The sequence below is a fragment of the Spirillospora sp. CA-294931 genome, assembly GCF_050946795.1.
Taxonomy (GTDB): domain Bacteria; phylum Actinomycetota; class Actinomycetes; order Streptosporangiales; family Streptosporangiaceae; genus Spirillospora.
The window spans coordinates 7,879,696-7,902,952 of sequence record NZ_CP192006.1 but is presented as its reverse complement, the minus strand read 5'-3'; the positions used below and the strand labels follow the sequence as shown (position 1 = coordinate 7,902,952).

18 protein-coding genes and 1 other RNA gene are annotated in these 23,257 nt (G+C 70.4%); 7 read left to right on the top strand and 12 right to left on the bottom strand.

What is annotated here, in order from left to right; translation table 11 throughout:
* Window positions 1–8: 8 nt before the first annotated feature.
* The 6 genes from ACQPY4_RS35680 to ACQPY4_RS35655 all read left to right on the top strand — a co-directional run bounded on the left by ACQPY4_RS35680 (window position 9) and on the right by ACQPY4_RS35655 (window position 6,062).
* Window positions 9–1,184: a S41 family peptidase gene (locus tag ACQPY4_RS35680; RefSeq protein ID WP_433328695.1), complete on the top strand. Its 1,176-nt coding sequence runs from the start codon at window positions 9–11 to the stop codon at window positions 1,182–1,184.
* A 5-nt stretch (window positions 1,185–1,189) separates the two neighbouring features.
* Window positions 1,190–1,663 (top strand): SsrA-binding protein SmpB, encoded by a 474-nt coding sequence (gene smpB / locus ACQPY4_RS35675; RefSeq protein WP_433328693.1) that lies wholly within the window; start codon window positions 1,190–1,192, stop codon window positions 1,661–1,663.
* Between the two features lie 9 nt (window positions 1,664–1,672).
* A complete protein-coding gene (locus tag ACQPY4_RS35670) occupies window positions 1,673–3,613 on the top strand; it encodes a penicillin-binding transpeptidase domain-containing protein (RefSeq protein ID WP_433328691.1) in 1,941 nt (646 codons plus the stop codon).
* Between the two features lie 1,107 nt (window positions 3,614–4,720).
* Window positions 4,721–5,093, top strand: a transfer-messenger RNA (tmRNA) gene (ssrA, locus tag ACQPY4_RS35665).
* A gap of 399 nt (window positions 5,094–5,492) precedes the next feature.
* A complete protein-coding gene (locus tag ACQPY4_RS35660) occupies window positions 5,493–5,801 on the top strand; it encodes a hypothetical protein (protein ID WP_433328689.1) in 309 nt (102 codons plus the stop codon).
* Between the two features lie 27 nt (window positions 5,802–5,828).
* Window positions 5,829–6,062 (top strand): ParB N-terminal domain-containing protein, encoded by a 234-nt coding sequence (locus tag ACQPY4_RS35655; RefSeq protein WP_433328687.1) that lies wholly within the window; start codon window positions 5,829–5,831, stop codon window positions 6,060–6,062.
* Window positions 6,063–6,320: 258 nt separating this feature from the next.
* Here ACQPY4_RS35655 and ACQPY4_RS35650 read toward each other — a convergent pair whose 3' ends face one another.
* The 4 genes from ACQPY4_RS35650 to ACQPY4_RS35635 form a co-directional block, all read right to left on the bottom strand.
* The gene (locus ACQPY4_RS35650) at window positions 6,321–9,617 is read right to left on the bottom strand and encodes a DUF4132 domain-containing protein (RefSeq protein WP_433328685.1); all 3,297 of its coding nucleotides are present in this window, start codon (window positions 9,615–9,617) and stop codon (window positions 6,321–6,323) included.
* A gap of 345 nt (window positions 9,618–9,962) precedes the next feature.
* Window positions 9,963–10,175: a hypothetical protein gene (locus ACQPY4_RS35645; RefSeq protein ID WP_433328683.1), complete on the bottom strand. Its 213-nt coding sequence runs from the start codon at window positions 10,173–10,175 to the stop codon at window positions 9,963–9,965.
* 373 nt (window positions 10,176–10,548) lie between these two features.
* The gene (locus tag ACQPY4_RS35640) at window positions 10,549–10,866 is read right to left on the bottom strand and encodes a MerR family transcriptional regulator (RefSeq protein WP_433339140.1); all 318 of its coding nucleotides are present in this window, start codon (window positions 10,864–10,866) and stop codon (window positions 10,549–10,551) included.
* 777 nt (window positions 10,867–11,643) lie between these two features.
* Window positions 11,644–12,081 (bottom strand): hypothetical protein, encoded by a 438-nt coding sequence (locus tag ACQPY4_RS35635; RefSeq protein ID WP_433328681.1) that lies wholly within the window; start codon window positions 12,079–12,081, stop codon window positions 11,644–11,646.
* Window positions 12,082–12,264: 183 nt separating this feature from the next.
* Here ACQPY4_RS35635 and ACQPY4_RS35630 point away from each other — a divergent pair, with 183 nt between their 5' ends.
* On the top strand, window positions 12,265–13,680 hold the full coding sequence (locus ACQPY4_RS35630; protein WP_433328679.1) for a hypothetical protein: 1,416 nt from the start codon (window positions 12,265–12,267) through the stop codon (window positions 13,678–13,680).
* A gap of 7 nt (window positions 13,681–13,687) precedes the next feature.
* Here ACQPY4_RS35630 and ACQPY4_RS35625 read toward each other — a convergent pair whose 3' ends face one another.
* From ACQPY4_RS35625 to ACQPY4_RS35590, 8 genes are read right to left on the bottom strand one after another with little or no spacing between them, the layout of a single operon-like run.
* A complete protein-coding gene (locus ACQPY4_RS35625) occupies window positions 13,688–14,734 on the bottom strand; it encodes an NADase-type glycan-binding domain-containing protein (protein WP_433328677.1) in 1,047 nt (348 codons plus the stop codon).
* Complete coding sequence (locus ACQPY4_RS35620; protein ID WP_433328675.1) at window positions 14,731–15,282, bottom strand: phage tail protein; 552 nt, start codon at window positions 15,280–15,282, stop codon at window positions 14,731–14,733. The genes ACQPY4_RS35625 and ACQPY4_RS35620 overlap by 4 nt, the downstream gene beginning before the upstream one ends.
* Entirely contained in the window at window positions 15,279–17,237 is a 1,959-nt protein-coding gene (locus ACQPY4_RS35615; RefSeq protein WP_433328673.1) for a putative baseplate assembly protein, read from the bottom strand. Before ACQPY4_RS35615 ends, ACQPY4_RS35620 begins: the two co-directional genes overlap by 4 nt.
* Window positions 17,237–17,671, bottom strand: a complete 435-nt coding sequence (locus ACQPY4_RS35610; protein ID WP_433328671.1) for a GPW/gp25 family protein — start codon at window positions 17,669–17,671, stop codon at window positions 17,237–17,239. The genes ACQPY4_RS35615 and ACQPY4_RS35610 overlap by 1 nt, the downstream gene beginning before the upstream one ends.
* Window positions 17,672–17,699: 28 nt before the next feature.
* The gene (locus ACQPY4_RS35605) at window positions 17,700–19,604 is read right to left on the bottom strand and encodes a VgrG-related protein (protein WP_433328669.1); all 1,905 of its coding nucleotides are present in this window, start codon (window positions 19,602–19,604) and stop codon (window positions 17,700–17,702) included.
* A complete protein-coding gene (locus ACQPY4_RS35600) occupies window positions 19,604–20,329 on the bottom strand; it encodes a LysM peptidoglycan-binding domain-containing protein (protein ID WP_433328667.1) in 726 nt (241 codons plus the stop codon). The genes ACQPY4_RS35605 and ACQPY4_RS35600 overlap by 1 nt, the downstream gene beginning before the upstream one ends.
* 21 nt (window positions 20,330–20,350) lie before the next feature.
* Window positions 20,351–20,776 (bottom strand): phage tail protein, encoded by a 426-nt coding sequence (locus tag ACQPY4_RS35595; RefSeq protein WP_433328665.1) that lies wholly within the window; start codon window positions 20,774–20,776, stop codon window positions 20,351–20,353.
* Window positions 20,777–20,829: 53 nt separating this feature from the next.
* On the bottom strand, window positions 20,830–21,411 hold the full coding sequence (locus ACQPY4_RS35590) for a hypothetical protein (protein WP_433328663.1): 582 nt from the start codon (window positions 21,409–21,411) through the stop codon (window positions 20,830–20,832).
* Window positions 21,412–23,257: the final 1,846 nt, after the last annotated feature.

Genomic DNA, 23,257 nt, shown 5'->3' with positions numbered 1-23,257 from the left:
CTGAGCCCATGTTCCGGTTCACCGGTCGAGTACTGCGTGGAGCCGCCATCACCGTCGCCCTCACCTGCGCGTACGGTGCCGGAGTCGTAGCCGGAGGCGGCGACCGGCGGGCTCCGGCCGCCGGACGATCCTCGCTGGTCGACGAGGCGGCGTCCAAGATCGGACGCGAGGCGGCCCGTCCGGTCGGCCGCGGCGAGCTCGACCACGCCGCGGTCGACGGGATGCTGCGCCGCCTCGGCGACCCCTGGGCGCGCCACTACACCGCGCGCGAGTACGACGACGTCCGCGGACGCCTGAACGGCCGCTACAGCGGTGTCGGCCTCTGGCTCGGCACCGGTGAGGACGACGGCCGCGCCGTCCGGGTCGCCAGCGTCCAGCCGGGGTCGGCCGCCGCGCGGGCGGGCGTCCGGGTGGGCGACATCGTCCGCGGGGTCGACGGCGCCTCCGTGCACGGCTGGGACGTCGGGAAGGTGGCCCTCGCGCTGCGCGGACGTCCCCGGACGGGCGTCGAGCTGACCGTCGGCCGCGACCGCGCCGAGCACCGCTTCCGCCTCCAGCGCACCCCGATCGCCGGAAGCGACTTCAGCTCCACCGACATGCCGGAGAACACCCGGCTGCTTCGGGTGGGCGCGTTCACCCGGGGCATCGGACGGCAGGTCCGCGCGACGGTCGCCGACCGTCCCGAACGGCATCGCGGCGGCGTCCTGCTCGACCTGCGCGGCAACCCCGGCGGGCTGCTGGAGGAGGCCGTCGAGACCGCCTCGGCGTTCCTCGGCGAGGGCCTGGTCGTCACCTACGAGCGCCGCGGCGGACCGCCCGAGCGCCGCACGGTCACCCAGCCGGGCGACGTCGTGACCCCGCTGGTCGTCCTGGTCGACTCCGGAACCGCCAGCGCCGCCGAGGTCGTCGCCGGATCCCTGCGCGACCGCGACCGCGCGGTGATCGTAGGATCGCGTACCTATGGGAAGGGATCGGTGCAGGAGCCCGTCCGGCTGAGCGACGGCTCGGCGATCGAGCTGACCGTCGGTCGCTATCGGACCCCGAGCGGCCGTAACCTCGACGGAGCGGGGATCGACCCCGACGTGGCGGTCTCCGCCGATCGCCCGCCCAGAGAGGCCGAGCAGCGCGCCAAGTCGGTGCTGCGCGGCCTGCTCGCGACATTGCCGGACAAAAATCGAGGCTGAACGACGTGTCACGTGAGACCGGGCGAAAGCTCATCGCGCAGAACAAGCGCGCCCGTTACGACTACCACATCGACGACACGTGGGAGGCGGGCATGGTGCTGATGGGCACCGAGGTCAAGGCGCTGCGCGCCGGCCGCGCGTCCCTCACCGACGGCTACGCCCACGTCATGGACGGCGAGGTGTGGCTGGAGAACGTCCACATCCCCGAATACACCCAGGGCACCTGGACCAACCACGCGCCCCGGCGGCGCCGCAAGCTGCTGCTGAACCGGCGCGAGATCCAGAAGATCATCGCCAAGTCGTCCGAGCCCGGCTGGACTCTCGTCCCCATGTCGCTGTACTTCAAGGACGGGAAGGCCAAGGTCGAGATCGGGCTGGCGCGTGGTAAGAAGTCCTACGACAAGCGCCAGGCCATCGCCAAGCGCGAGGCCGACCGGGAGATGCAGAAGGCGGCGGCCGCCCGGTTCAAGAGACGGTGAAGGGTGCCGATGACCAAGCGAGCCCGGTTCCGGGGGTTTCCGGCCCGCAGGACGATCTCGGTGGCGGCATGCGCGTTCATGGTCGCCGGCGGCGCGTCGGGCTGCTTCGAGCAGCCCTCGGCGATGCCGACCGTCCGTGACTTCCTGATCGCCTGGCAGGTCGGCAACTACAAGGCCGCCGCGCGGCACACCACCGGCGCCGACCGCGAGGCCGTGGCCAACGCCCTGGGCCAGGTCCGCGGCCAGCTCGACGCCATCACCCTCAAACTCGCCATGGGCACCCCCGTGAAGCCCGGCACCACGCACGACGTCAAGGCCATCGAGAAGACGGGCGACACCGCCGTCGCGCGCTTCTCCGTCACGGTCGACCTCGGCGAGAACGGCGAGCCCTGGACGTACAACAGCCTGCTGAACCTCAAGCGCGAGGGCCGCAAGTGGAAGGTCATCTGGAAGCCGTCGATCATCCACCCGGAGCTCAAGGAGGGGTACCGTCTCGCGGTCGTCTCCACCGTGCCCACCCGCGCGCCCGTCCTCGACTCCGCCAATAAATCGCTCATCGGCAACGTCCTGGCCGACGTCGTCGGCGTCATGCCCGGTCAGCTCAAAGATCCTCAGCGGACGGTCGACGCGCTGGTGAAGGCCACCAAGATCGAGGGAGGCCGCCGGCTGGACGGCGAGCGCCTTCTCGGCCGGGTGCGCTCGGCGCCGCCCGAACGGTTCCTTCCCCTGCTGACCCTGGAGCGTCCCGAGCACAACGGGCTGATCCAGCGGCTGAGGACCGTCCCCGGCCTGGTGCTCAAGAGCGGCCTGGCCCCGATCAACCCCCAGCTCGCCGTCGAGACCGTCGGCGACCTCGGCCCCGCCACCGCCGACCGCCTCCAGCAGGTCGGCGCGCCCTACCAGCCGGGCGACACCATCGGCGTCGGCGGCCTCCAGCTGCTCCAGCAGCGCCGCCTGGCCGGCACCCCCACGGTCACCGTGGTCGCGCAGGACCAGCAGGGCGTCGCGCGCAAGGAACTGCTGCACCGGGACGGCGAAACGCCCAAGCCCGTCCACACGACCCTCGACCGCATTGTCCAGCCGCGTGCCGAGGCCGCGCTCTCCGACTTGAAGATCCCCGCGTCCCTGGTCGCCATCCGCACCACCTCGGGCGAGATCCTCGCCGTCGCCAACCGTTTCAGCGGCGGCAAGAACCTCGGCCTCGAAGGCGAGTACGCGCCCGGCCTGACCTTCGGCATCATCTCCAGCGAGGCCCTGCTCAACGGCGGCATGAGCCGCAACACCAAGACCGACTGCCCCGCCAGCGTCAACGTCGCGGGCAAGACCTTCACCACGGCCCAGGCACGCGGCAACCGCACCCTGGAGTCGAACTTCGCCTACTCCTGCGCCACCACCCTCGCCCAGCTCAGCACCCGGCTCAACGCCGGCCAGCTCACCAGCGCCGCGTCCCTGTTCGGCCTGGGCAAGGAGTGGAACCTGACGATCCCGGCCTTCTCCGGGAGCGTCCCGGCGCCTGCCAACGACGCCGACAAGGCCGCCACCATGATCGGCCAGGGCCGCGTCCGCGTCAGCCCCCTGTCCATGGCCCTGGTCGCCGGCGCGGCGGCAACGGGCACCTGGCGTCCTCCTTACCTCCTGAACGACCCCCGATCGCCCCTGAGCCCCGCTCAGCCGCTCCCGGGCCCGGTCGCGTCCGAACTGACTAAGCTCATGCGCCGCTCGGTGACGATAGGCACGGCCAACGGCGCCAACGTCAAGACGACGAGCCCCGTCCACGGCGTCATGGCCGTGGCCGACCAGGGCACGCCCGGCAAGACCGTCTCCTGGTTCGTCGGCTACCGAGGCGACATCGCCTTCGCCATCGCCGTCGAGGGCCGCGTCAACGCCGCCAAGCTCGCCGCCCGCTTCCTCACCGGCACCGTCTCGCCCACCCCCATCAGCAACCGTTAGCATTTTGTGATCTCTTTAAGTCCTGTCCGCAACCCCCGTTAGGGTCCCGTGCGTCTTTATAGGTGACTGGGACTCCGCTCGGGGGGTTGCGGACCCCAGTCGCCGTGATGAGACCAGAGCCTCGTCTCGGGGGAGGCTCTGCCGTCCGGACCGGCCCGACCCTGCCGGTCGGCCCCGGCGGGCAGCGACCACCTCGCCGCCCGCCGGGGCGTCACTCCCCACCCCGGCCCCCACACACCCCCGCCACCCGCGCGCTCCGCCCCTCGCCCGCCTCCGGCGTCCCGCTCACCTGGCTCCGCGCCCACACGCCCCGTCCGGCGCCCACGTCTCGCACCCCCTCGCCTGGCTCTGCACCTCGCGCCCACTCGCCCGCACGCCGTGGCCCGTCCCCCACCCGCCCGCCTGGGTACGCGCCAATCGGCGCGGGAGGTCCGTCGACGTGATGCCAGCCTCCTTGGAGCGAGCGCCGGAGCCCGCGAACAAGCACGAGCCCAGGCGAACGCGAACGCGAGGTTGTGCGGGACTGGTCGACGGGCGGCTAGGGGACGGTGGACGCGACACGGGCGTTAGCGGGCGGGCTCGGATGCGAGCGCGCGGCAGATGGGACAGACACAAATGCGGGTGGGCTCTCACGCAAGGTGCCGATCGGCGTAAGGGCTGTGATTGGGCCCGCGCGGCGGGGTGCGACCGCCACGGGCGCAGGGTCGGGGGCGGACGAACTTAGATGTGAGTAGACACGGGGCGCTAATGCTTGCGTGAGCGCGCGTTGGTGAGAGGGTCCGCGGGCGCTGGTGGCGCGCACCCAGGCAAGCGGTGGGGGCACGGCGTGCGAGCGCGGGAGCGGAGCCAGGCGAATGGGACGTCGGACGTGGGATGCGCGTGAGTGGGCTCGGGGCGCGGAGGCAGGCGTCCGGGCGCGCGGGGCGGGGGCGCGAAGGCAGACGGGCGGGCGTGGGGTGCGGCGGCGGAGCTACCGCACGGGAGCCCATGGCCACGCGGACGAGGAAACGCCCGGGCAGGGGCACGGGAATCTCGTTGGCGTTGGCCGCGTTAACCTTGTAGCGTCGTCTTGCGGACACTCCGGTGACCGTTTTGACAACTCAACATGGGGGTGACCGGCTTCGACTTCGGTAGGTCGAGCCAGGGGAAGCGGGCCGAGGGTTGCTGTTGTGACCTCGTTAATCCTGTGACAGCAAACCTATAACTGCCAACAAGAAGCAGTCCGAGTTCGCTCTCGCCGCCTGAGGCGAGTAGCGACTCTGTCAGCCCGGGAGAGTCTCCGACTCGGGACCTGACATCATCAGGAGGCTCCACCCACCGGCCCGGTCGCGGGGTCGGTGGGGACACCAAACAGCGACTGAGCCCGTCGGTGACACGCCTGCGTGAGCACCGGGGCTGAGAAAACGTTAAGCAGGCTGCGCCCGGAGAAGCCCTGTCTCATCACCGAAGGACGCGGGTTCGATTCCCGCCACCTCCACCAGATCAAATGACCGCTGACCTGCGCATACAGGTCAGCGGTCATTTGTTTGTCAAGGTCATGGACGCACCGTGGACACACGAGGCTTCCGCGGAGCCTTGGGGGAGTCGGCAAGCCACGACCCGGAAGGGGAGTGTCGTGGCGACGATCGACCGCCGCACGAGCAAGTCAGGCAAGGTCACCTGGCGCGTCCGCTGGCGTGAGGGAGGGCTTCGCACTGGACGCTCAGATAGTGAGACCTGTGATTCCAAGGATGACGCCCGCGACTTCGCCGCGCTGGTTCGGCTAGCGGGGGAGCGAAGACCAGAGGGCTACCCCAAGGGGTGCCGGGGGCTGAGGCCGCTTCCGGCGCAGGAGCCAGCGGCCGAACCGGAGACGTCTGCTCCGACCTTCGGAGAGGTCGTGGAGGAGTACCTGGCCACCCTTGTCGACGCCGAGCCGCGGACACTGGCGGAGTATCGTCGCGACTACGCGACTCACATCGCGCCGGCAGTGGTGGTGCTGCCAGGGGAGCGACGGCAGGGCCGCTGGGCGGGCTGCCGATCGATGAGCGCGCAGACGCCGATCTCTGGCAGGCATGGGTCGGCTACATGCGGGCTATACGGCGAAATGGAGGCGTCGATGAGCGAGTGCGAAGTGTTTCAGTTTCTAGCGTGGCGGTGGGACGTCACCAAGGCCAAGCAGCTCGCTACCGACTTGCCGATCCAATAACTCGACCCGCAGTCATGGTCCGGTTGGTTGGATGCGATCGCCCTCGATGAGGAGCACATCCCCAGAGCCGATCTGGAGCGACCGATCATCGCGGTGCGAATACGCGAAGCTGATGGCTCAGCGATGATCATTGATGGCTGGCATCGCATCGCCCGAGCTCAGCGAGAGGGCGTCCCCAAGGTGCCGGTCGCCAACCTGGACGAAGACCAGGAACAGCAAGTACGAATCTTCGGCGGAGACAAGGACCTCCACCCACGCTGAACGAAGCGCCTCCGTTGCCGTGTGGGCCCGCCTGCGAAGACGGGGTAGCCCCTGCGCCGTTACTTGAGGTTGTCGAGGATTCCAGGAGGGGTGGGCCTTCGAGGAACTCTTGGTCGAAGGTGGGGCCCAGTACTGGTACGTCCCGGTCACCAGCGTATCGAGGTGTCCGGCACGGCTCCTCGGCGTCGTGGTGGCGGGCTCGGGATCTGAGATCGGCTGCGATGCTCAGAATGGTCGACCAGCGTGGTCGGGTGGAGGTCACCCTGTGCGGGTAAGGTCGGCCAGTTCGGCGAGCATCTCTGAGGCCGTCAACGGGTCCAGATCTCCGGGTGCGGTGAACCGGACCGAGCCGAGGCCGATCTCCTTTTCGGCGTCGACGTGGCCGACGGCGATGTAGTCGTCGAAGGAGATTGAGACGTACCCGCCGCCTGGCAGCCCGCGAGAGGTCGAGCCCTGGATGCCGGCGTCCTGCGGAGCCTCGCGCTGCCATCCGCGTCGCTCCAGATCGAGGATCTTGCCGAGTGCAACGGTGCCTCCCTCGAAGCGGGCCAGCTCGCCAGTCCGGCGTTCCTGTTCGGTAAGCGTGTAGACCGGGCGGCCAAGCTGTGGGAACGGCTGCAGGATCTCGTAGTCGGCGAAGACCTCGGCCCAGGCCTGTACCCCATTGCTCAGATCCAGTGGATGTGCGATGCCGATCCGGGAGGGAGAGAGAGCGAACGCGTCATCCCCGGCGTCGGCAAGGGTGCCGTCCTCAGTGACACGGAAGGAGGTGTCGTCGCTCAGCCACACGAGTCGACGGGCCAGGTGGCCCAGAAGGGGATGGGAGACGAAGAAGGTCTGGAACTCGGTGACCGTCCAGCGTCGTCGCCCCACCATGGCGTCCTCCAGGCGCCGGATCTGGTCGGTGGCGACCGTCCGGACGTCCCTCTTCAGCGCCGCGAACCGTTTGTAGGCGGCCGCCGCCTGCTCCTGGTCGTCCTTCACACCGGGTTTGGGCAGGGATTTGCGCCGCTTGCCATCCTGATCCAGCACATACGGCTTGAGCTGTTCATCGAAGCCGACCGTGAAGCGGCGCGGGCCGTAGTCGAGGGACAGGCTCCCCTTGGCGTCCAGGCCGAAGTCGGGCACCAGCCGGTCGGCGAGCTGATCGGGCGTCAGCTCCAGCGCCGCCGCGATCTCGCCGATCTTGGCCCTGGCCTTCGTCCTGAGCGCCCTGAACTTCACCTTCTCGGCGATGCCGTGCAGGTGCATCAGCGCGACGTCGGTGCCGATCTCGGCGAGGACGTCCAGGCCGGTGGCCGCCTTGACGTGCGCGCTGCGTCCGGGCCAGGTGCGGATCAGCGGCGCGAGCCGACGGACGGTCTCGTCGTCGCCGAGGCGGCCGAGCTGGGTGAACGCCCAGCCGTCCCGCGACGGTGATCCAGCCGTCTCCCAGAGCTCGTACAGCCGCCAGGAGAACTCGGCGAGCGAGTCGTGATCACACGCCTCGTCAACCATGTCGAGACCGGCGTACCAGTTGCCGGGCTTGGAGATCGCCAGCATGGTGAGCAGATGACGGACGGCGCCGGCGGGCAACGCACGCTTCGTCCCGCGCAGGCGGATCTGCGGGAGGACGGCCGGCTCCGCCCAGTCACCGATCTTCGGCATACGCGCGGGAAGGATCTCCAGGGGGTCGGTGTTCAGAAGCGACTCGATCGCGTCCGCGACGCCGTAGGCCCGAGCCACCTCGAGAACCGGGTCGGCCCCGACCTTCGAAGCGATCAGCAACAGTGCCGTCCCGGCGTTGTGGCGTGCCTTGCCCGCCTGGCCGATGGCGTCCGGGACGAGCAGGTTCGCCGCGGCGAGGCCATGCCGGGCGAACCACTCCTCTGCGACCGGGCGGGCCGTTTTAGGCCGGGTCAGCCAGCCTGCCATGAGCCGAGCGATCTCAAGGGTGAGGAACGGCATGAGGATCTCGCCGTTGTCCACCGGTCTGCCGGTCGCGGCTTTCAGCAAGGGCGGCAACGCCTCGAGTTCGAAGCGGGCGGCGATGACCCTCAGCCAGGTCGAGGCCTTCCAGAAGTGGGTGTCGGGGATCCAGTCGGACAGGAACGTGCGCACCTGTCCCGCTGGGGCCTCGACGAACATCTTGAACTGCAGATATGGCGGCAACTGCCCGGCGTGGAACAGATCGACGAGGTCCCCCGCGGTCTGGTTGTCGTGCCAGTCCCCAGAGTCGTGCGCCTCCGCCCATTCCTGGCGTTCTCGGTGCCTCCAGATGACCGTGGGCTCTGCCAGCGGCGTCAGCCGGGTGGTGACGGCGCGTTCCTTCGAAGTCCGTTCGCGGGTCCAGGGAGGCGAGACCAGCACGGCCGGGAGGGAACCGGCGGATGCCTCTTTCATCCGCACTTCCTCCCGCCGGACTTTGGTAACGGCCGCGAGCGCCTCGACGGACAGGCCATCGACGTCGAGCCCGGGTTCGGTGAGCAGATGCGTCTTCAGAAGACCGGTCGCGATCTTGCCGGCCTTGGAGGTACCTGTCGCGGCCTCGGCCAGAATCCGCAGAGCTCGTACAGGGAAGCGCTTCATGGCCTTCAGCGCCGCGGCCTGCACGTACTTGTGATCGAGCCGCTCCACCATGGCGGCGAAGGCCTCGTCGGTGGGAAGAACGCCCAGCGCGGCGAGGATCTGCTTGCGGCCGTCGGCGCGATGGTAGGCCTCGTCGAGAGCTTCGACCAGGGCGGGCGTGAGCGCCGGGCCGATGCCCTCCACCATCGTCACGAGCACCTCAAGGTCGTAAGCCATCCAGCTGACGCGCGTCCAGGAACCGAGCCGGTTGAGCTGCTCCACCGACCCCAGAGCGCACATCAACGCCCATTGGACGTACTTCTCACAACCTGAGTTCGGAGGGGCCGCACAGCATTCCTCGACCCACTCTGTGCGTGTCGGCATCAGGTAGGAGACGACAACCCGCTGCACCGGAGTATCGCGGTGGCCGGCCAAGCGCCGCTCTGTCTCGGAGTATTCCCGCTCATCAGCGATGGCGAGCAGCGAACGCACCCGGCGCATCCCCGCGCGGCCCGTCGAGTAAAAGAACAGGTGATCGTCGGGTTTCGCGAAACGGATCACCCACACGCGCTGTTTCGGATCAGGATGCGAAATCCAGCAGTCCACATCGAGTCGCGACTGCTCAGCAAGGGCGCAGGCGGCGAAGGCCAGACCGTGCTCGGCGATCCACGCCTCGGTGAACAGGGCGTATCCCTCTTTGTAATCGCCGTATCGCCCTTCCCATCGGTTGATGCAGATTTCCGCGAGCACAGCCGCGCCCTGCGGGTTCGTCTCCCCCCGCAGGTGTGCCCGAGCTTGCTCAACAAGCCCGGGAACACTGTTGGGGTGGCTGAGAACGGCCTCCACGAACCGCTCATGGCGCCGCATGAGATCACGCACAGCCTCCGGAGCGGTGGCGTCGACCTCGGCGAGCGGCACCCCAACGCCGCCTCGGCGCGGATGCAGGCGCCCGCGCCAGACAGGCGGGATGACCAGTGTGTCCTCGTCCGCCAGCACGTCTGCGTTCATGGCGCCACACCGTACGACAGGGCTCTGACAAACCCGTCATGCGCGGAAGTTCTTGTGATGGGCGGCACGTCGACGGCAACCTGTTCGAGGACCGCGCGGCAGGCCCTTCACCTGGCGGCGACGTTCGGCCTCGTCCCGAGTCCGCCACCCGCTACGCCGAGAACGCTTGCCAACTCCTCACCACCACCGCTGACAAAATAGGACCCCGCCAGTTCCCACGAACCCAAAGGTCAAGTCGATGAGGTCCTGGCGCATCGCCTTCATGCTGGCTAAACCCCCGGCTCCGCCGCCACCGATCGCCGAAATCGATCCGCTGGCCGACCCGTCCCATCGCCGCCAGCACTACTACTCATCTGTGCCGACAGGGTCGGCATGACGGCCGCCGATCCTGATCACCACGCCCTGGTCGAGATCGATCACACGACTGCCTCCCCGCAGCCGACACATGTGAGCGTGAGCCGCATGCCGCCGTGTTCGTACCTGCGCCCACGTGGCCACCAGCGTGACGACACCGGCGGCCACTTGCACCAGCGATACCACCATCGACACCAGATCCATTCCGGTTTCCCCTTCCCGCCCGCACCATTGACGCCTGGATGACGCTCAAGAGGGTGACGGGCCTTCATGGGTAAGAGGCGGCAACTCATGATCGTTGGGAAGGTGGCGGTGAAGATCTTTTCCCGTCTCGGAAGCAGGTCCGGCACACACGTGCGTCGCCGGAGTCTCCGAGGGGCGCCGCCCCGAACTGGTCCTGGCCGTCCCCGCGCCCCGGCCGGGCTGGCGGATGGAGAGTTTGCGTGAACCCCCCCGCTCGGCGACGAGCATGTTGGTCTTGCGACCACGGATGTGCCGGCCACCCATGCGGTGGCCGGTCTGCGGTCAGTTGCCTGGCGGCTGGGCCATCGTTGGGTGGAGCCCCGAGTCGCGCGGGTCAGGGTTGGGTGTTTGGCTGGTTGATGCGTTGTTGGAGTTGGGTGTTGATGCGTTGGGCTTCGGCGAGTTGGTCTTCCAGGATGATGATGCGGCAGGCGGCTTCGAGTGCGGTGCCTTGGTCGATGAGGTCGCGGGCGCGTTGGGCTAGGCGTAGTTGGTAGCGGGAGTAGCGGCGGTGGCCGCCGGGTGAGCGTTGTGGGACGAAGAGTTTGGCGGTGTCTAGGCCGCGGAGGAAGCCTGGGGTGACGTCGAGGAGTTCGGCGGCTCGGCCCATGCTGTAGGCGGGGTAGTCCTCGTCGTCGAGTTTGTCGTTCAGTTTGGTGTCGGTGTCGGTGTCGGTGTCGGTGTTGTCGTGTTGGGGTTGGTTGGGGTGTGGGGTGGTGCCGGTCTGGGCCGGCTGGGGTGCTTTCACAAAGCCTTCCGTACTGTTGTGGTGGTGGGTGTGGGGTGTTGTGGGGACGCGAACGGGGCCCCGGCGCCAACGGCGCCGGGGCCTTGAGGTACAACACCATCTATCCGGCGCTGTGGCCGGTCCTTGTCCGCGCCGGCCGTGTTGGGCGGGGGCGCGGGGATCGCGGATGCGTGACCGTAGACCACCGTCCAATCTGTGGGGCTGCGGTACCCGCGCGGTGTGACTGGAGCCCGCGACGGGCGATCCCGATGGTGCCGAGAACCTCCCTTCTGTTCTTGCTTTCCTGCGTTGTTTTCTTCGCTTGCGTTTGCGTTGCCTGCGGCCCGTTGGCCGCCGGGCGCTGGACCGGCTGCCGGAGTCCCTTCTCTTGCGTTGACCCCGGCACGTCCGGTCTGCGCTATCCACTTCACCGGGCAGTTCGTCCTCTGCCGCGTCTGATGGACTTGTTCTTCGTCGATGACAGGAACAGTACCTCACCCGGCCGCGAATATCTACCTCGGGCAGTGGAGGTTTTCGGAGATCGGTGGCGGTGATTGTCTCCGGTCGACGTGCGGCCAGGCTCGCCGGGGGCGGGGGCAGACCGGCGGGCTGAGGTTTGGGTCTTGGTGGCGCGGTGGGGCGCTTGTCTTGGTGCGGGGAGCCCGCAGCCTTGGGGCTGCGGGCTCGTTGTTTGGGGGTGGGTTAGCAGCGGCCCACGTTTACCGGGATGGAGACGAAGTTTCTGGTCGGGCTGCCGTTGCGGGACCACTTGAGGACGGTGCGGTATTTGTGGTTTCGCTTGCAGCCTTCGAGGTCCGTTCCGGTTCTGAGGTAGCCGTTGCCGCCCTTGATGGTGCTCCTGGAGACCTCTCGCCAGCCGTTGGGGGAGGAGCGTTGCAGGATCACCAGGATCTTGCCCCCGCCGCTGCCTCCCAGGGAGCCGTAGCCTCGCAGGCGGTTGTGCTTGCGGTCGAGGTTGATCCATGCGCACGGGTGGGGCTTTGAGCCGCAGCGCAGGCCCAGGTAGGTGTCGACCTGGGTGGTGGCCGGTGCTTCGGCCGTTGCCGGGGTGGGGGCCGCTGCGACGACGGCCGCTCCGAGGAGTGCCGTGGTCATCGCGAGATTGAGTTGCTTCACCATCGTTCCCTTCGTCCCTTGGGCGTCGGGTGGTCCGGCGCCGTTGGAACGCAAGGTTGTGCGGTGTGGTGGGCTCGATGCAGCAAACTCGGGCCGAGTCGGGCCGACTCGGGCGGGTGTCGGGTGGTCTGACTGAAATTGGTCAAGTGGGTGCCGCCCGGTGGGCGGTTCTGAATGATGTGCTTCGTGCAGACTGACGGCATTCCCGCGGAGATCACGGATCTTTGGGATCGGGTCAGGGACGCGCTTGCGGCCTGTGGCGATCCTTCGCCGCGCGACATCGATCGGCTTGCCGCGTCCTGTGGGTTGCGGCTGCCCTCAAGCACGGTGGAGGGCTGGTTCAAGTCCTGGTCCGTGGTGCCTTCGTGGGAGAAGTTCGACAGCCTGGTCAAGGCGCTGGGCGCCGAGCAGGATCTGGACTGGCGGGCGCTTCACGGCGCCGCGCAGCGTGCCGATCGGCAGCGGAAGGCGAGCGGGCGTCGCCAGGCCGATCGGCGGCCTGAGCCGTCGCGGACGGTCGCGGAGCTGGCCGGGACGGGCGACGATCGGGTTCGGGTCTCCGCTGAAGTGACCAGCGTTCCGCCGATCAGCGCCAAGATCACGCATCGGATCGACCGGACGAGTGTCACCGTGACGGCGGTGGCTGCGTTGGTGGTGATCGCTGCTGTCGCGGTGTTGTTGAGTGCGTTTGGCGGCGCTTCGGGAGAGCCGGAGGTTCGGGGGGCGCGTGAGGGGGTGACGCCCAGTTCTCTGGAGCCGTCGTTTGGGCCGCCTTCGGTGCCTGAGTGGCGGCCTCCTAGTGATGCTCAGTTGAGGGCGGTGCCGGGTGGTGTGCCGGGTGGGGTGGGCGCGCTCTATGTCGGTGACACGTTGGCTGTGGAGAATCAGAGGGTTGTGCAGTTCTTCGCCCACGGGCGTGGGCGGGTTCGGGTTACGGCTGTGGCTTATCGGGACGCGGCGGTTTGCGATTATCTTGCTGGACGGCCTGGGACGTTGGTTCCGGGAAGGCATCGGCTGGGCGAGTTGGTGAAGGCTCATAAGCCGCGTGTGATCGCGTTGCAGTTCTGGGGGTTCTCCACTCGTCGTTCTCCTTGTATGGCTGGGGCGTCTCCCGATGGGATGGCGTACGCCATGCGTTATGTGGACGACACGCGGAAGCTGGTGGAGGAGGTGGCCTCGGCCGCGCGGGAGGCGGGGATCGGGCGGCCTCGGCTGGTGTGGGTGTTGCAGCCGCCGGACAAGTCGCGTCCTGAACGTGTCCGGGCGCTTAACGAGCGGGCTCTTGTTCCCGTTGCCAGGGCGCATGGTGATTCGGTGGTGGACGCGGGCTCTCTTGTGAGTCAGGCGGCCAATGTGTTCGCGGCGGCACGCAAGCCCGATGATCGATATCGCTGGCTTCAGTTCCTGCCCTGCACGCGGCTGGAGCATCAGACGGGATATTGCACGCGAGGTTCGTTTGGCGGGACGATCATGGTTCATGCCGATGGGGAGGACTTTTCGTTCTGCCTGAATCCCGGCAGGGGGCCTTGTGTTGTTAAGTCTGCGGGGCTTGTTCGGTATAGCCGGGCTATTGCTCATGCGATCGTTCAGGCCGTTCGGTGATTCCTTTTCAGAAGATGCTGGAGGCTGAGGGGCCGAAGAGTTCGATTTCGGCTATGGCGACCTGTTTGTTGGTGGCGGTGGCGTAGGCGGATTCGATGGTGAATCGGATCTTGATGACGTCCTGGGCGCGGAAGGGGCGGCGTTGGCCGCCGGGGCCCTGGTCGAGGTTGAGGCTTCGGGTGGTCGTCTTGCCGTCCTTGGTGGTGATGGCGGCCTTGAGGCGGTGGGGGAGGGCCGACTGGGAGAGCTTGTCGGCCTTGGGGGAGACGCCCGGGGTGATGATCAGGTCGAGGAGGCGGGCCGGTTCGTCGAAGTGGGCCTCGATCCATTCGCCCTTGGCCGATTGGGGCACCCCGGGGCCCCACCAGGTGTTGTTGTGCTTGTCGAAGAGCAGCTCTGGTTTGTGGGCCGGGTAGAAGCGCGAGGCGGTGACGCGGTCGGGGGCGAGGGGTGCGCGCTTGGCGAAGTGGTCGCGGGTGGCCTGGATGGCGTCCGGTGCCTGTATCGCCAGGGTGATTAGCAGGGTGATGGCTACGGCGGCCATGAGGAAGGTCAGGACGTGGTCGAAGGCGCGCCGGAGGCCGGGACGGTCGCCCGCCCACGGGGTCTCGCCCGGGGAGTTCAGCAGGCGGCGCCACCACGGGCGCGGCTCGTCCTGGATTGACTCGCGGCGGGTCATGGGCATCGCGCAGCGGACGCAGAAGTTCCGGTCGGGACGGTTGGAGATCGCGCACCAGGGGCACGGCAGCCCGTTCACGTCGCCGGGCTCCGGGGCGGGGGCCCGGACCTGCGGACGGTCCGCGAGCGGTCGGCCGGGCAGTACGGGGGTGGCTTGTTGCTGCGGGCGCTGTTGCGGGTCGGCGACGGGGACGAGCAGCGAGTGGGCGCGTTCGGCCGACATCTCCTCGTCGCGCCCGGTGGGGACGGTCGGTTCGTGGTCGGCCGGTGCGACGGGCTCGGTCACCGTCCAGCTCAGGACGGCGCCGCAGGCTTCGCAGAACGACTGGCCGGGTTCGGCCCGGGTTCCGCATTCGGCGCAGTTCTGGGAGGTCATCGCTCCGGGGTCCTTTCGGCGGTCACCGTGACCGTGTAGGGCATGTGGGCGGGGCGGGCGGCCGCGACCAGGGCGTTCAGGCGGTGCTCGTCGGCCGGGCCGGGATCGGGGAGGCGGAGCGTGACGCGCAGGTGCGGGCGGTGCTCCCCGGGGAACGGGCCGAGCGGACGGGCGCTCCAGGCGGCGCCGCCGCTGTCGGAGATCTCCGGCTCCACGCCGAAGGCCAGCCAGATCGCCTCGGCCAGTCCCTGCCGGGTGCCGCGGATCCGGTGCAGGTGCGAGGCGGCCACGGCGGCGCGCAGCCGCGTCTCGGGTTCGCTGCCGTCGATCTCGGCGCCGACCCAGTCGGCCAGCCAGCGGGCGAAGTCCAGGGGGGCCAGCGCCGGGTCGAAGTAGACGGGCAGGCAGTCCAGGACGTTCAGGATCGGCGCGATCACCTCGTCGAGCCCGGCCACGAAGCGCTGCGCGAGGTCGTCGTCGGCGAACACCGCGGGCAGCGTCGGCCCGATCGGGGCGGACGAGCCCAGCCCGTCCACGGAACCTCTCACGACGTGCCCCCGAGCACCCGGACGCGGTGGTCGAAGGAGAAGACCAGGGCCGGGGCCTCCAGGGCGATGCGGTCCTTGGCCTCGCCGCGCTTGCCCGTCAGCGGGTCGGCGGGGTGCAGGTCGACCTGGTCGACCAGTTCCACGCCCGGAACGCGTTGCAGGACCGCGAAGACCTCGCCCGCCTGGACGGGACGGCCGAACGGCCAGCCGGAGCCGTCGGCGCCGCCCGTCAGCGGGTCGAGGTGGCGGTAGAGGGCGTCGTGCGCCTGCCGCCGCACCCGGTCGGTGTCCACGCCGCGGAAGGCGTGCACGGTCGCCACGACGGTGACGCCCTGGTAGAACGGCGGCCCCACGGCGATCCGGGTGCCGATCAGCCGGCGCTCGTCCAGGTGGCGGGTGATCCGCTCCAGGAGGGCGTCCCCCGGGACGAGTTGTTCGAAGCGGAGCCGCCCCCCGGGGTCCGGGACGGCCTGCGGCACCACCAGAACCCGTACCGCGTAGGACCCGTGCTCGCTCTCCGGGCCTTCCAGGCACGTGATGCGCGCAGTCTCGGGGGCCGCGCGGCGGGCCAGTTCCTCGTAGTCGCGCAGCGTCACGGCGCGTTCCTGGGCGCGCAGGGTGATGGGCGCCCTGATCTTCGCCTCGTCCACGGTCTCCCCGTCGACCCCGCCGCGCGCCGCCTCGCGGTTGACGACCCTGGTGACATACGGGATGGACGTCCGCAGCACCTGCACGGCGCCGCGGGCCACGTTGCCCGCGTGGCCCCCTCCGGTGCGGTAGCGCAGGGCCCGGACGACCGCGTCCTTCGGGGCCACCGCGCCGTACTGGCGCAGGGTGCCGTCGGGTTCGCGGACGGACGGGCCGAACGCGATCTCGCCGGTGGTGGCCTCCAGCGTGATGTGCCGGTCGTCCGGTCCGGAGGAGGCGAAGTCCGGGACGACGCGCCAGTCGCGCCAGCCGTCCTGCTCGGCGGTCTGCAGCAGCAGCGGCGGGTCGTCGCCGACGACGGGCGCGTGTGCGAGCCGCAGCCGCTGACCCGGGAGCCCGGTGGATTCGCCGAGCATCTCGTCGTGGACGGTCTCGGCGTGCACGGCTGGGGCGGTGCCGCCGGCCGTGAACGCCTCGGCGGACCGCACGGTCGGGGACGTGGTGTAGAAGGGCTGGCCGGGCAGGGCCTCGGTCGTCCGGCAGCGCAGCCAGCCCGCCTCCAGCCCGCCCGAGCGGGACAGGACGTGCCCCCCGGGGACGTGCAGCACGACGTCGCCGGGACGGTTGAGGCCGCCGGTCTCGTCGCGGTCGACCTCGCACTCCCGCCAGCCGTCCTCGGTCCACGCCTCCCAGACCAGCGGCGGCTGGCGCGGGTCCACGCCGACGCCGTCCACCCGGCTGTCCAGCTCCAGCGCCACCGCGCAGTGCGGCACGGCCGCGCTCAGCCCGAACAGCAGGCAGTCGCCGGGCACCGGCGACTCGGTGAAGCAGAGCACGTCCTTGCCCTCGGCCAGGTCGGCGGTCCGGTCGGCGACCGGGTGACCGTTGCGCTGCACCACCAGATGGCGCAGCGAGCACGGGACGACCGGCAGTTCGCGCTCGGTGGCGAAGACGACGGCCTCCTCGCTCTCGGTGCGCAGGGTGGCGACCTCGGTGCCCACCGGCATCAGGACCGTCTCCTCCTGCGGCGCCGACAGCCAGAACGTGACGTCGGTGCGCGCGGCCGTCGGCGGGAAGAGCGTGATGCCCACCAGATCCAGGAAGGCCAGGTGGTTCTTGTCCGGAACCCGGTTGAGCCGGTACACGATCTGGTCGGCCATGTGGGCGACGGTCTCGATCAGCGTGACGCCCGGGTCGGAGACGTTGTGGTCGGTCCACTCCGGCGCGCGCTGCTGGATGTAGCGCTTGGCGTCGTCGACGAACTGCTGGAAGCGCCGGTCGTCGAGGTTGGGGGAGGGCAGGGCCATCAGCGGTCGCTTTCTGGAGAGGGGCCGGACGCGCCCGGCTCCTCGTGGGACGGGATGACGTAGAAGGGAAAGACCAGGCTGCGGGGATTGCTGGTGCCGCGGATCGAATAGCGCACGTCGATGTACAGCACGCTCTGCTCGGCACCGGCGGTGACGTCCACCTCGTGGACCTCGATGCGCGGCTCCCACCGGTCGAGGCTGGCGTACACCTCGTGCTGGATACGTCCCGCGGTGGCCTCGTTGACCGGGGCGAACACCAGGTCGTGGACGGCGCAGCCGAACTCCGGGCGCATCTGCCGCTCGCCCGGCGCGGTGGCCAGCACCAGCCGGATCGCCTCCTCGATCTCCCGTTCCCCGCTGACCAGCGCGATGCCCCCGGTGGGCCCGATGCGCAGCGGGAACGCCCAGCCGGACCCGACGAACTGCTCGGCCATCACACGTCTCCTTCTCCCGGCGAACCCGTCACGGCAGCGGGTAGGGCTTGCTGTTGACCATCACCACGCCCTGCAGCATGAGCGTGGCGGCGCGCAGGCCGATGTTCGCGATGGTGTTGACCTGGACGGTGCCGCCCGCGGTCAGCGTCGCGGCGCCCACCGCCTTCAGGCTCAGCGCGCCCATGGCGTCCACGGTCACCGCGCCGGACAGCGACTTGAGCGTGACCAGGCCACGGCCCGAGATGTCCAGCGGACCGCCGCTCCTGATCGTCAGCCGTCGCGCGGCGCTCAGGGTCAGGTCGGTACCGGCCTCCACCGACACCGAACGTCCGCCCTTGATGCTGACCGCGCCCCTGCTGTCGACGGTGATCTCGGTCTCCGCCCGGTCCAGGTTGACCACGAGCTTGCCGTCGCCGCTGGCCAGCCGGACGCCCTTCTTGCCGCCGGTCCGCTGGCTGAGCAGGTCGAGGCGGTTGCCCTCGCGGTCGGAGACGGTGTGCCGGGACGCGCGCTGCCGGGCGCCGTCGTGCAGCGGGACGTCCGGCACCTTGGTCGGCTTGTCCTTGCCGTTGTAGAGGCCGCCGATGACATACGGGTGGTCCAGGGCGCCCCGGTCGAACCCGACGAGCACCTCGTCGTCCACGTCCAGGGGGAAGATCGAGCCGCCGCGCCGGCCGCCCAGCTGCGTCACCCGCGTCCAGTCGCTGACGTAGGCGTCGTCCAGCCACGGGAACCGGAGCTTGACCCGTCCCTGGCGGAGCGGGTCGCGCACGTCGGTGACCAGGGCGTTGACGATGCCCGGCAGGTTCAGGCCGCTCCGCGCGCCGCCGCCTCCGGACGCCAGCCCGTACAGCGAGCGCCACTGCCGGCCGCTGACGGTGACCCACGACTCGTAGTGCTTGCCGTCGCCGAAGACGTGCCGCACCGAGGTGGCGGTGTACTTGCCCTCGAAGGGCTCGCCGACGTCGGCGAGGGTCACCGGCAGGCCCGGCCGGAGCTCGGGCGTGCCGCGCACCGCGACCTCCAGTTCGGCGAAGGAGGACGTGACGTCGTCGGCGAGCGCGTCGGCGGCGAACTTCACCTCCGCCTGCCGGTCGAGCGGCGCCTGCGCCTCGACCAGCTTGGCGGCACCGAACGCGGCCGACACGGCGCCGGGCGTGGTCCCGATGCTGATCCCCGGATTGGAGCCGGCCGCCGTCGTCGCGGTGAGCTCCTTCTTGGCGGCGACGTCCCAGCCGCGCGCCTCGACCGTCCCGACCTGCTCGGCGGAGGTGACCGAGGCCCGCAGCCGCAGGATGTCGGTGCGGGCCTTCAGCACGAACGGGCTCTTCTCGGCGTCCATGCCGACCGGCGGGGCGCCCGACGCCGGGTCCGGCCGGACGAACCGGAACTTCCCCTTGGCGTCGACCGACATGACCATCTCGTTCTCCTCGGCGAGCCGACCGAGGAAGTCCCAGTCGGTCACGTTGGCCTGGCTGATGAACTCGTAGACCGTCTTGGTGGGCTCGATCCGTCCCACCGCGATCCCGGCCCCGGTGGCCAGCTTGCGGGCGATGTCGGAGGCGGACTGGTTGCGGTAGGCGGCGACCCGGCGCCGCCGCATCAGGCGGTGGCCCCGGTCGTAGCCGCGGACGACGGTGAAGGTGCCGGTGCCGTCGTAGTCGGCCTCCAGGCCGCAGACCTCGCCCGTGAGCAGCGGGTTGGCGGCTCCCTTGCCGTCGGCGATGGGGGTGATCAGCACCCGGGTGCCGAACTTGACCTTCAGCCTGCCCAGCAGCAGCCGCTTGGGGTCGCGGAACGTGAGCCGGAACGCCGCGGGCACACCGAGCCCCTGGTCGACCCAGCCCTCCACCAGCAGCGGCGCCAGGTCCCGAGGAAGCGCCTTGCCGCCCAGCTTGACGTTGACGACGCTGGAGTAGGCCGACTGCACCATCAGGGACGCACCTCCTCGGCGGCCGGAAGCACCAGCTCGGTCCCGCTCGGCAGCCGGGTCGGGTCGTCGATCCCGTTGGCCTCCGCGATCGCCCGCCACGCCGCCGTGTCGCCGTACTCGCGCCAGGCCAGCGACTGGAGTGAGTCGCCTGCCACCACCTGGTGCACGCGCTGTGCGGTCAGCGCACCCGAGGTCGGGTTCTGCCCCTTGGTCTTGGTGGGGATCTCGTGCAGCCGCACCTGGCAGGTCGCGCGGATCGGGACGCCGGTCGTCCCGAAAAGCGAGTACGCCGCGTCCACACTGCTGACGTACGCGGTGAAGCGCGCGGTGGAGAACGACCCCCACTGGAAGACCACCCACGGCGGCGACGGCTGCTTGGCCGCGATGCTCTTGGCGGTCACCTCGCAGCACTCCAGCAACGACTCCACCTTCTTCAGCACCGAGTTGCCGCCCGGCTTGGCCGAGGAGTCGAGGAAGATCTCCACGGTCATCTCGCGCGGCTCCGGACCCATGAACTCCGGGATCGACCCGTCCCGCACGGCCGCGGTCGGCGTCACCTTCCACTGGGCGCGGCGTCCGAGCGACAGCTGCGCCGGATTGAAGTCGAAGTCGAACGTCCTGATCAGGGCGCCCGGCGTGGTGCTCGTCCCGACCGGAGGCTGGTGGATGGCGAGGCTCGCCCGCACCAGGCTCTTCCCGGCCCCCCTGCTGCTTCCCCTGGCCATGCTCGTGTTTCTCCCTTCCGATCAGTCGGTGAAGCCGTGGTGGGCGATCTCCAGGACCTCCGTCGCGACGCCCGGACTCGACGGGTTCAGCGACGGCCCCTGCCAGCTGACCGGAAGCACGTCGATCAGCCCCCAGCGGGCCACCTCGGACCCGTCCGCGCGCAGCGCCGCGATCTGGGCGGTGGGACGGGTCACCCCGGTCGTCACCGAGGAGATCCACTTGGCGACCTTGGCGGTGTCGGGGGTGAGCGGCCGCGTCAGCCGGATGGTCGAGAAGGTCACGCGGGACGGCAGCTGCCAGACGAAACCGTTGTTGCCGCCCTCCTGCCGGTGCTCGATCTCCACCGTGGACGACAGCCCCTCGCACCCGTTGAAATATCCGAGGCTCTCGCCGTCGATGGTGAGGGTGAAGAAGATCGTGGAGCCCGGGTCGAGATCGCGGGACATCGAGGGGCCTTTCTGGAGGCGGGACCGCGCTCATCGGGCGCATGGACAGGGGACTACCGAGGGTCGCGGAGCCTGCCGATCCGCTCCCGATCGAGCCGCAGTTCGGTCCGGAGCAGCCGGGTGATCCGTCCGGTCAGCCGGTGCGTCAGCTCGTCGAGCTGGAAGTCCGTCAGGGCCCGCGGGTCGAAACCCCCGGCCGGAACCGCCACATAGCCGGGCAGGCCGCCGCCGGGCCCGCTCTCGGAGTACCCGGGCGGCGGCTCGCCCCGAGACCCCGATCCCGTCCCCGTGGTCGGTGGATCGGCGGCCGGAGCCCCGCCGTCCCGCTGGATGGTGAGCGGCGAGCGTGCCGCGTCCGGCTGGTTCACGGGCGCCGCCGCGAGGTGACGCTGGACCGTGGGGACCGGTGCGCCCTGCGGGGGCGCGATGTCGCGTTGGACGGGGAACGCTGGAGGCGCCGCGTCCGGCTGGTTCGCGGGCGCGGTGCCGCGCGGGGTCGCGAGTCGTGGGGGCACGACGTTGCGCTGGACGGTGAGGGGCGCGGCGGGTGGGAACGCGGCGTCACGCTGGGACGCGAGTGCCGGTGCGGATGGCTGGAGGCCGCCTGCGGGGGGCGCGGTTCGCCGCAGGGGCACGGCGGCGGCTCGGGTGTGCCGCTGCACCGGGGGGCGAGCAGCAAAGCGTTGCGCGGCGCGTACCGGCGCCTTCGCGGGACTGGCGGAAGGTGATGCGGTTTCGTTGACGGGTGGGGCCGAGCCGCTCGGAGTGGGGGCGATGCTGCGCTGGATGGGCGGCGGGCCCGCCGAGGTGCCCAGGCCGCGCTGGGCCTGGGGGCGCTCTACACCCGCACTCGGCTGCCCGACGGGCGGCCTCGGCGCGGCGGGTGGGAGCGCGCCGTCACGCTGGGGCGCGAGTGTCGGGGCGGGTGGCTGGAGGCCGCCTGCGGACGGTGCGGACACTGGACGCAAACGGGTGACGGGCACCGGGGCGACGCCGGGCGGGGTGCGGCGCAGGGGCACGGCGGCGGCTCGGGCGTGCCGCTGCACCGGGATGCGACCAGAAGAGCGTTGCGCGGCGTATACGGGTGCTGTGGTGGGGGGCGACACCGGCGCCGTCGCGGGGTCGGCGGGTCCCTTGGGAGGCGGGACGCGTGAAGCCGGGCTGGTCGGCGGGGGCGCGGCATCGCGGTGAACGGGTGACAAACCGGCTGGGGTGGTGTGCGGTGACGCGTCGGTGGGCCCTACCGAGGCGCCGAGGGGTGCCGCGTCCGCGGGCTCGCCGACGACGGGCGCACCGAGCGCGGTGCTGCGCTGGGCTTGGGGGCGTTCCACGCCCGCACTCGGCTGCTCGACGGGCGACGTCGGCACGTCGGCGGCCCATGGGTGCCGCTGCGCAGGGGTCCGAGCGGAGCGTTGCACCGCGCGGACGGGCGCCGTAGCGGGGTCGGCGGTCTCGTTGAGGGACAAAACGCGTGGTGCCGGAACGCTAGGTGGGGACGCGGTGGCGCGCTGGACGGGCGGCGAACCGGCTGAGGTGCCGAGCGGTATCGCTTCCCTGAGGTCGCTGGAGACGGGTGTGCCGTGTTGAGCCGGGCTGCTTGGTGTGGGCGGGGCACTGGGCTGAACGGGTGGTGGGCCGAGGCGCGCCTCGTTCGTGGGGCTGCTGGAGGCGGGCGCGCGGTGTTGAGCCTGGTCGGTCGGTGTGGGGGCGATGTCGCGCTGGACGGGTGGTGGGTCCGCCGAGGTGGCGAGCGGCGGGGCGTCCGTGGGCTTGGTGGCGGCGGGCGCGCTGTGGGGGGCTGGGCTGTTTGGCGCGGGCGGATCGGCTGAGGTCTCGAGGGGTGCTGCGTTCGTGGGGCTGCTGGTCGCAGGTGTGCCGGTCGGTGTGGGGGCGATGTTGCGCTGGATGGGCGGTGGGCCCGCCGAGGTGGTGAGCGGCGCCGCGTCTGCGGGCTTGGCGGCGACGGGGGCGCCGAGCGCGGGGGCGCGCCGGGTCTGGGGGTGTTCCACACCCGGCTGCTGGAGGGGCGGCCTAGACGCCGGGGTGGCCGTGCGCGGAGCGCGTTGCACGTTGGGGACGGGCGCGTCCCCGGGGGCGGCAGGTGGGGTGAGGCGGGCGCGAGAGATCGGGGGGCCGAGGCCCGCGCGTTCGGGGCGGGGGGCGGAGGGAGCAGCAGCCTGGCGTGGCGCGGGCGCCAGTGTTTCTGTGACGGGAGAGGAAATAGGGGGCTGGACGATCGGCGCCGGGCCGGAGTGAGTTCGTGGGGTGCGCGCTTCGCTCTGGACGGGCGGTGCGGGTTCGGGGGCCGTCGGTCCTTCGGAAGGCGTGGGCGCGTTGGGGGAATCCGTGGTCGGGGCGACCGGCCGTGGAGGTGGCGTGGCCCGTTCTCGCACGTCGGGCTTGCTCGATGGTGTCGTCGCCCGCTGTACCGGGTTCGGTTCCCCGGGTGCGGGGCGGGGGCGTGGTGGCGTGCCGCTGCCG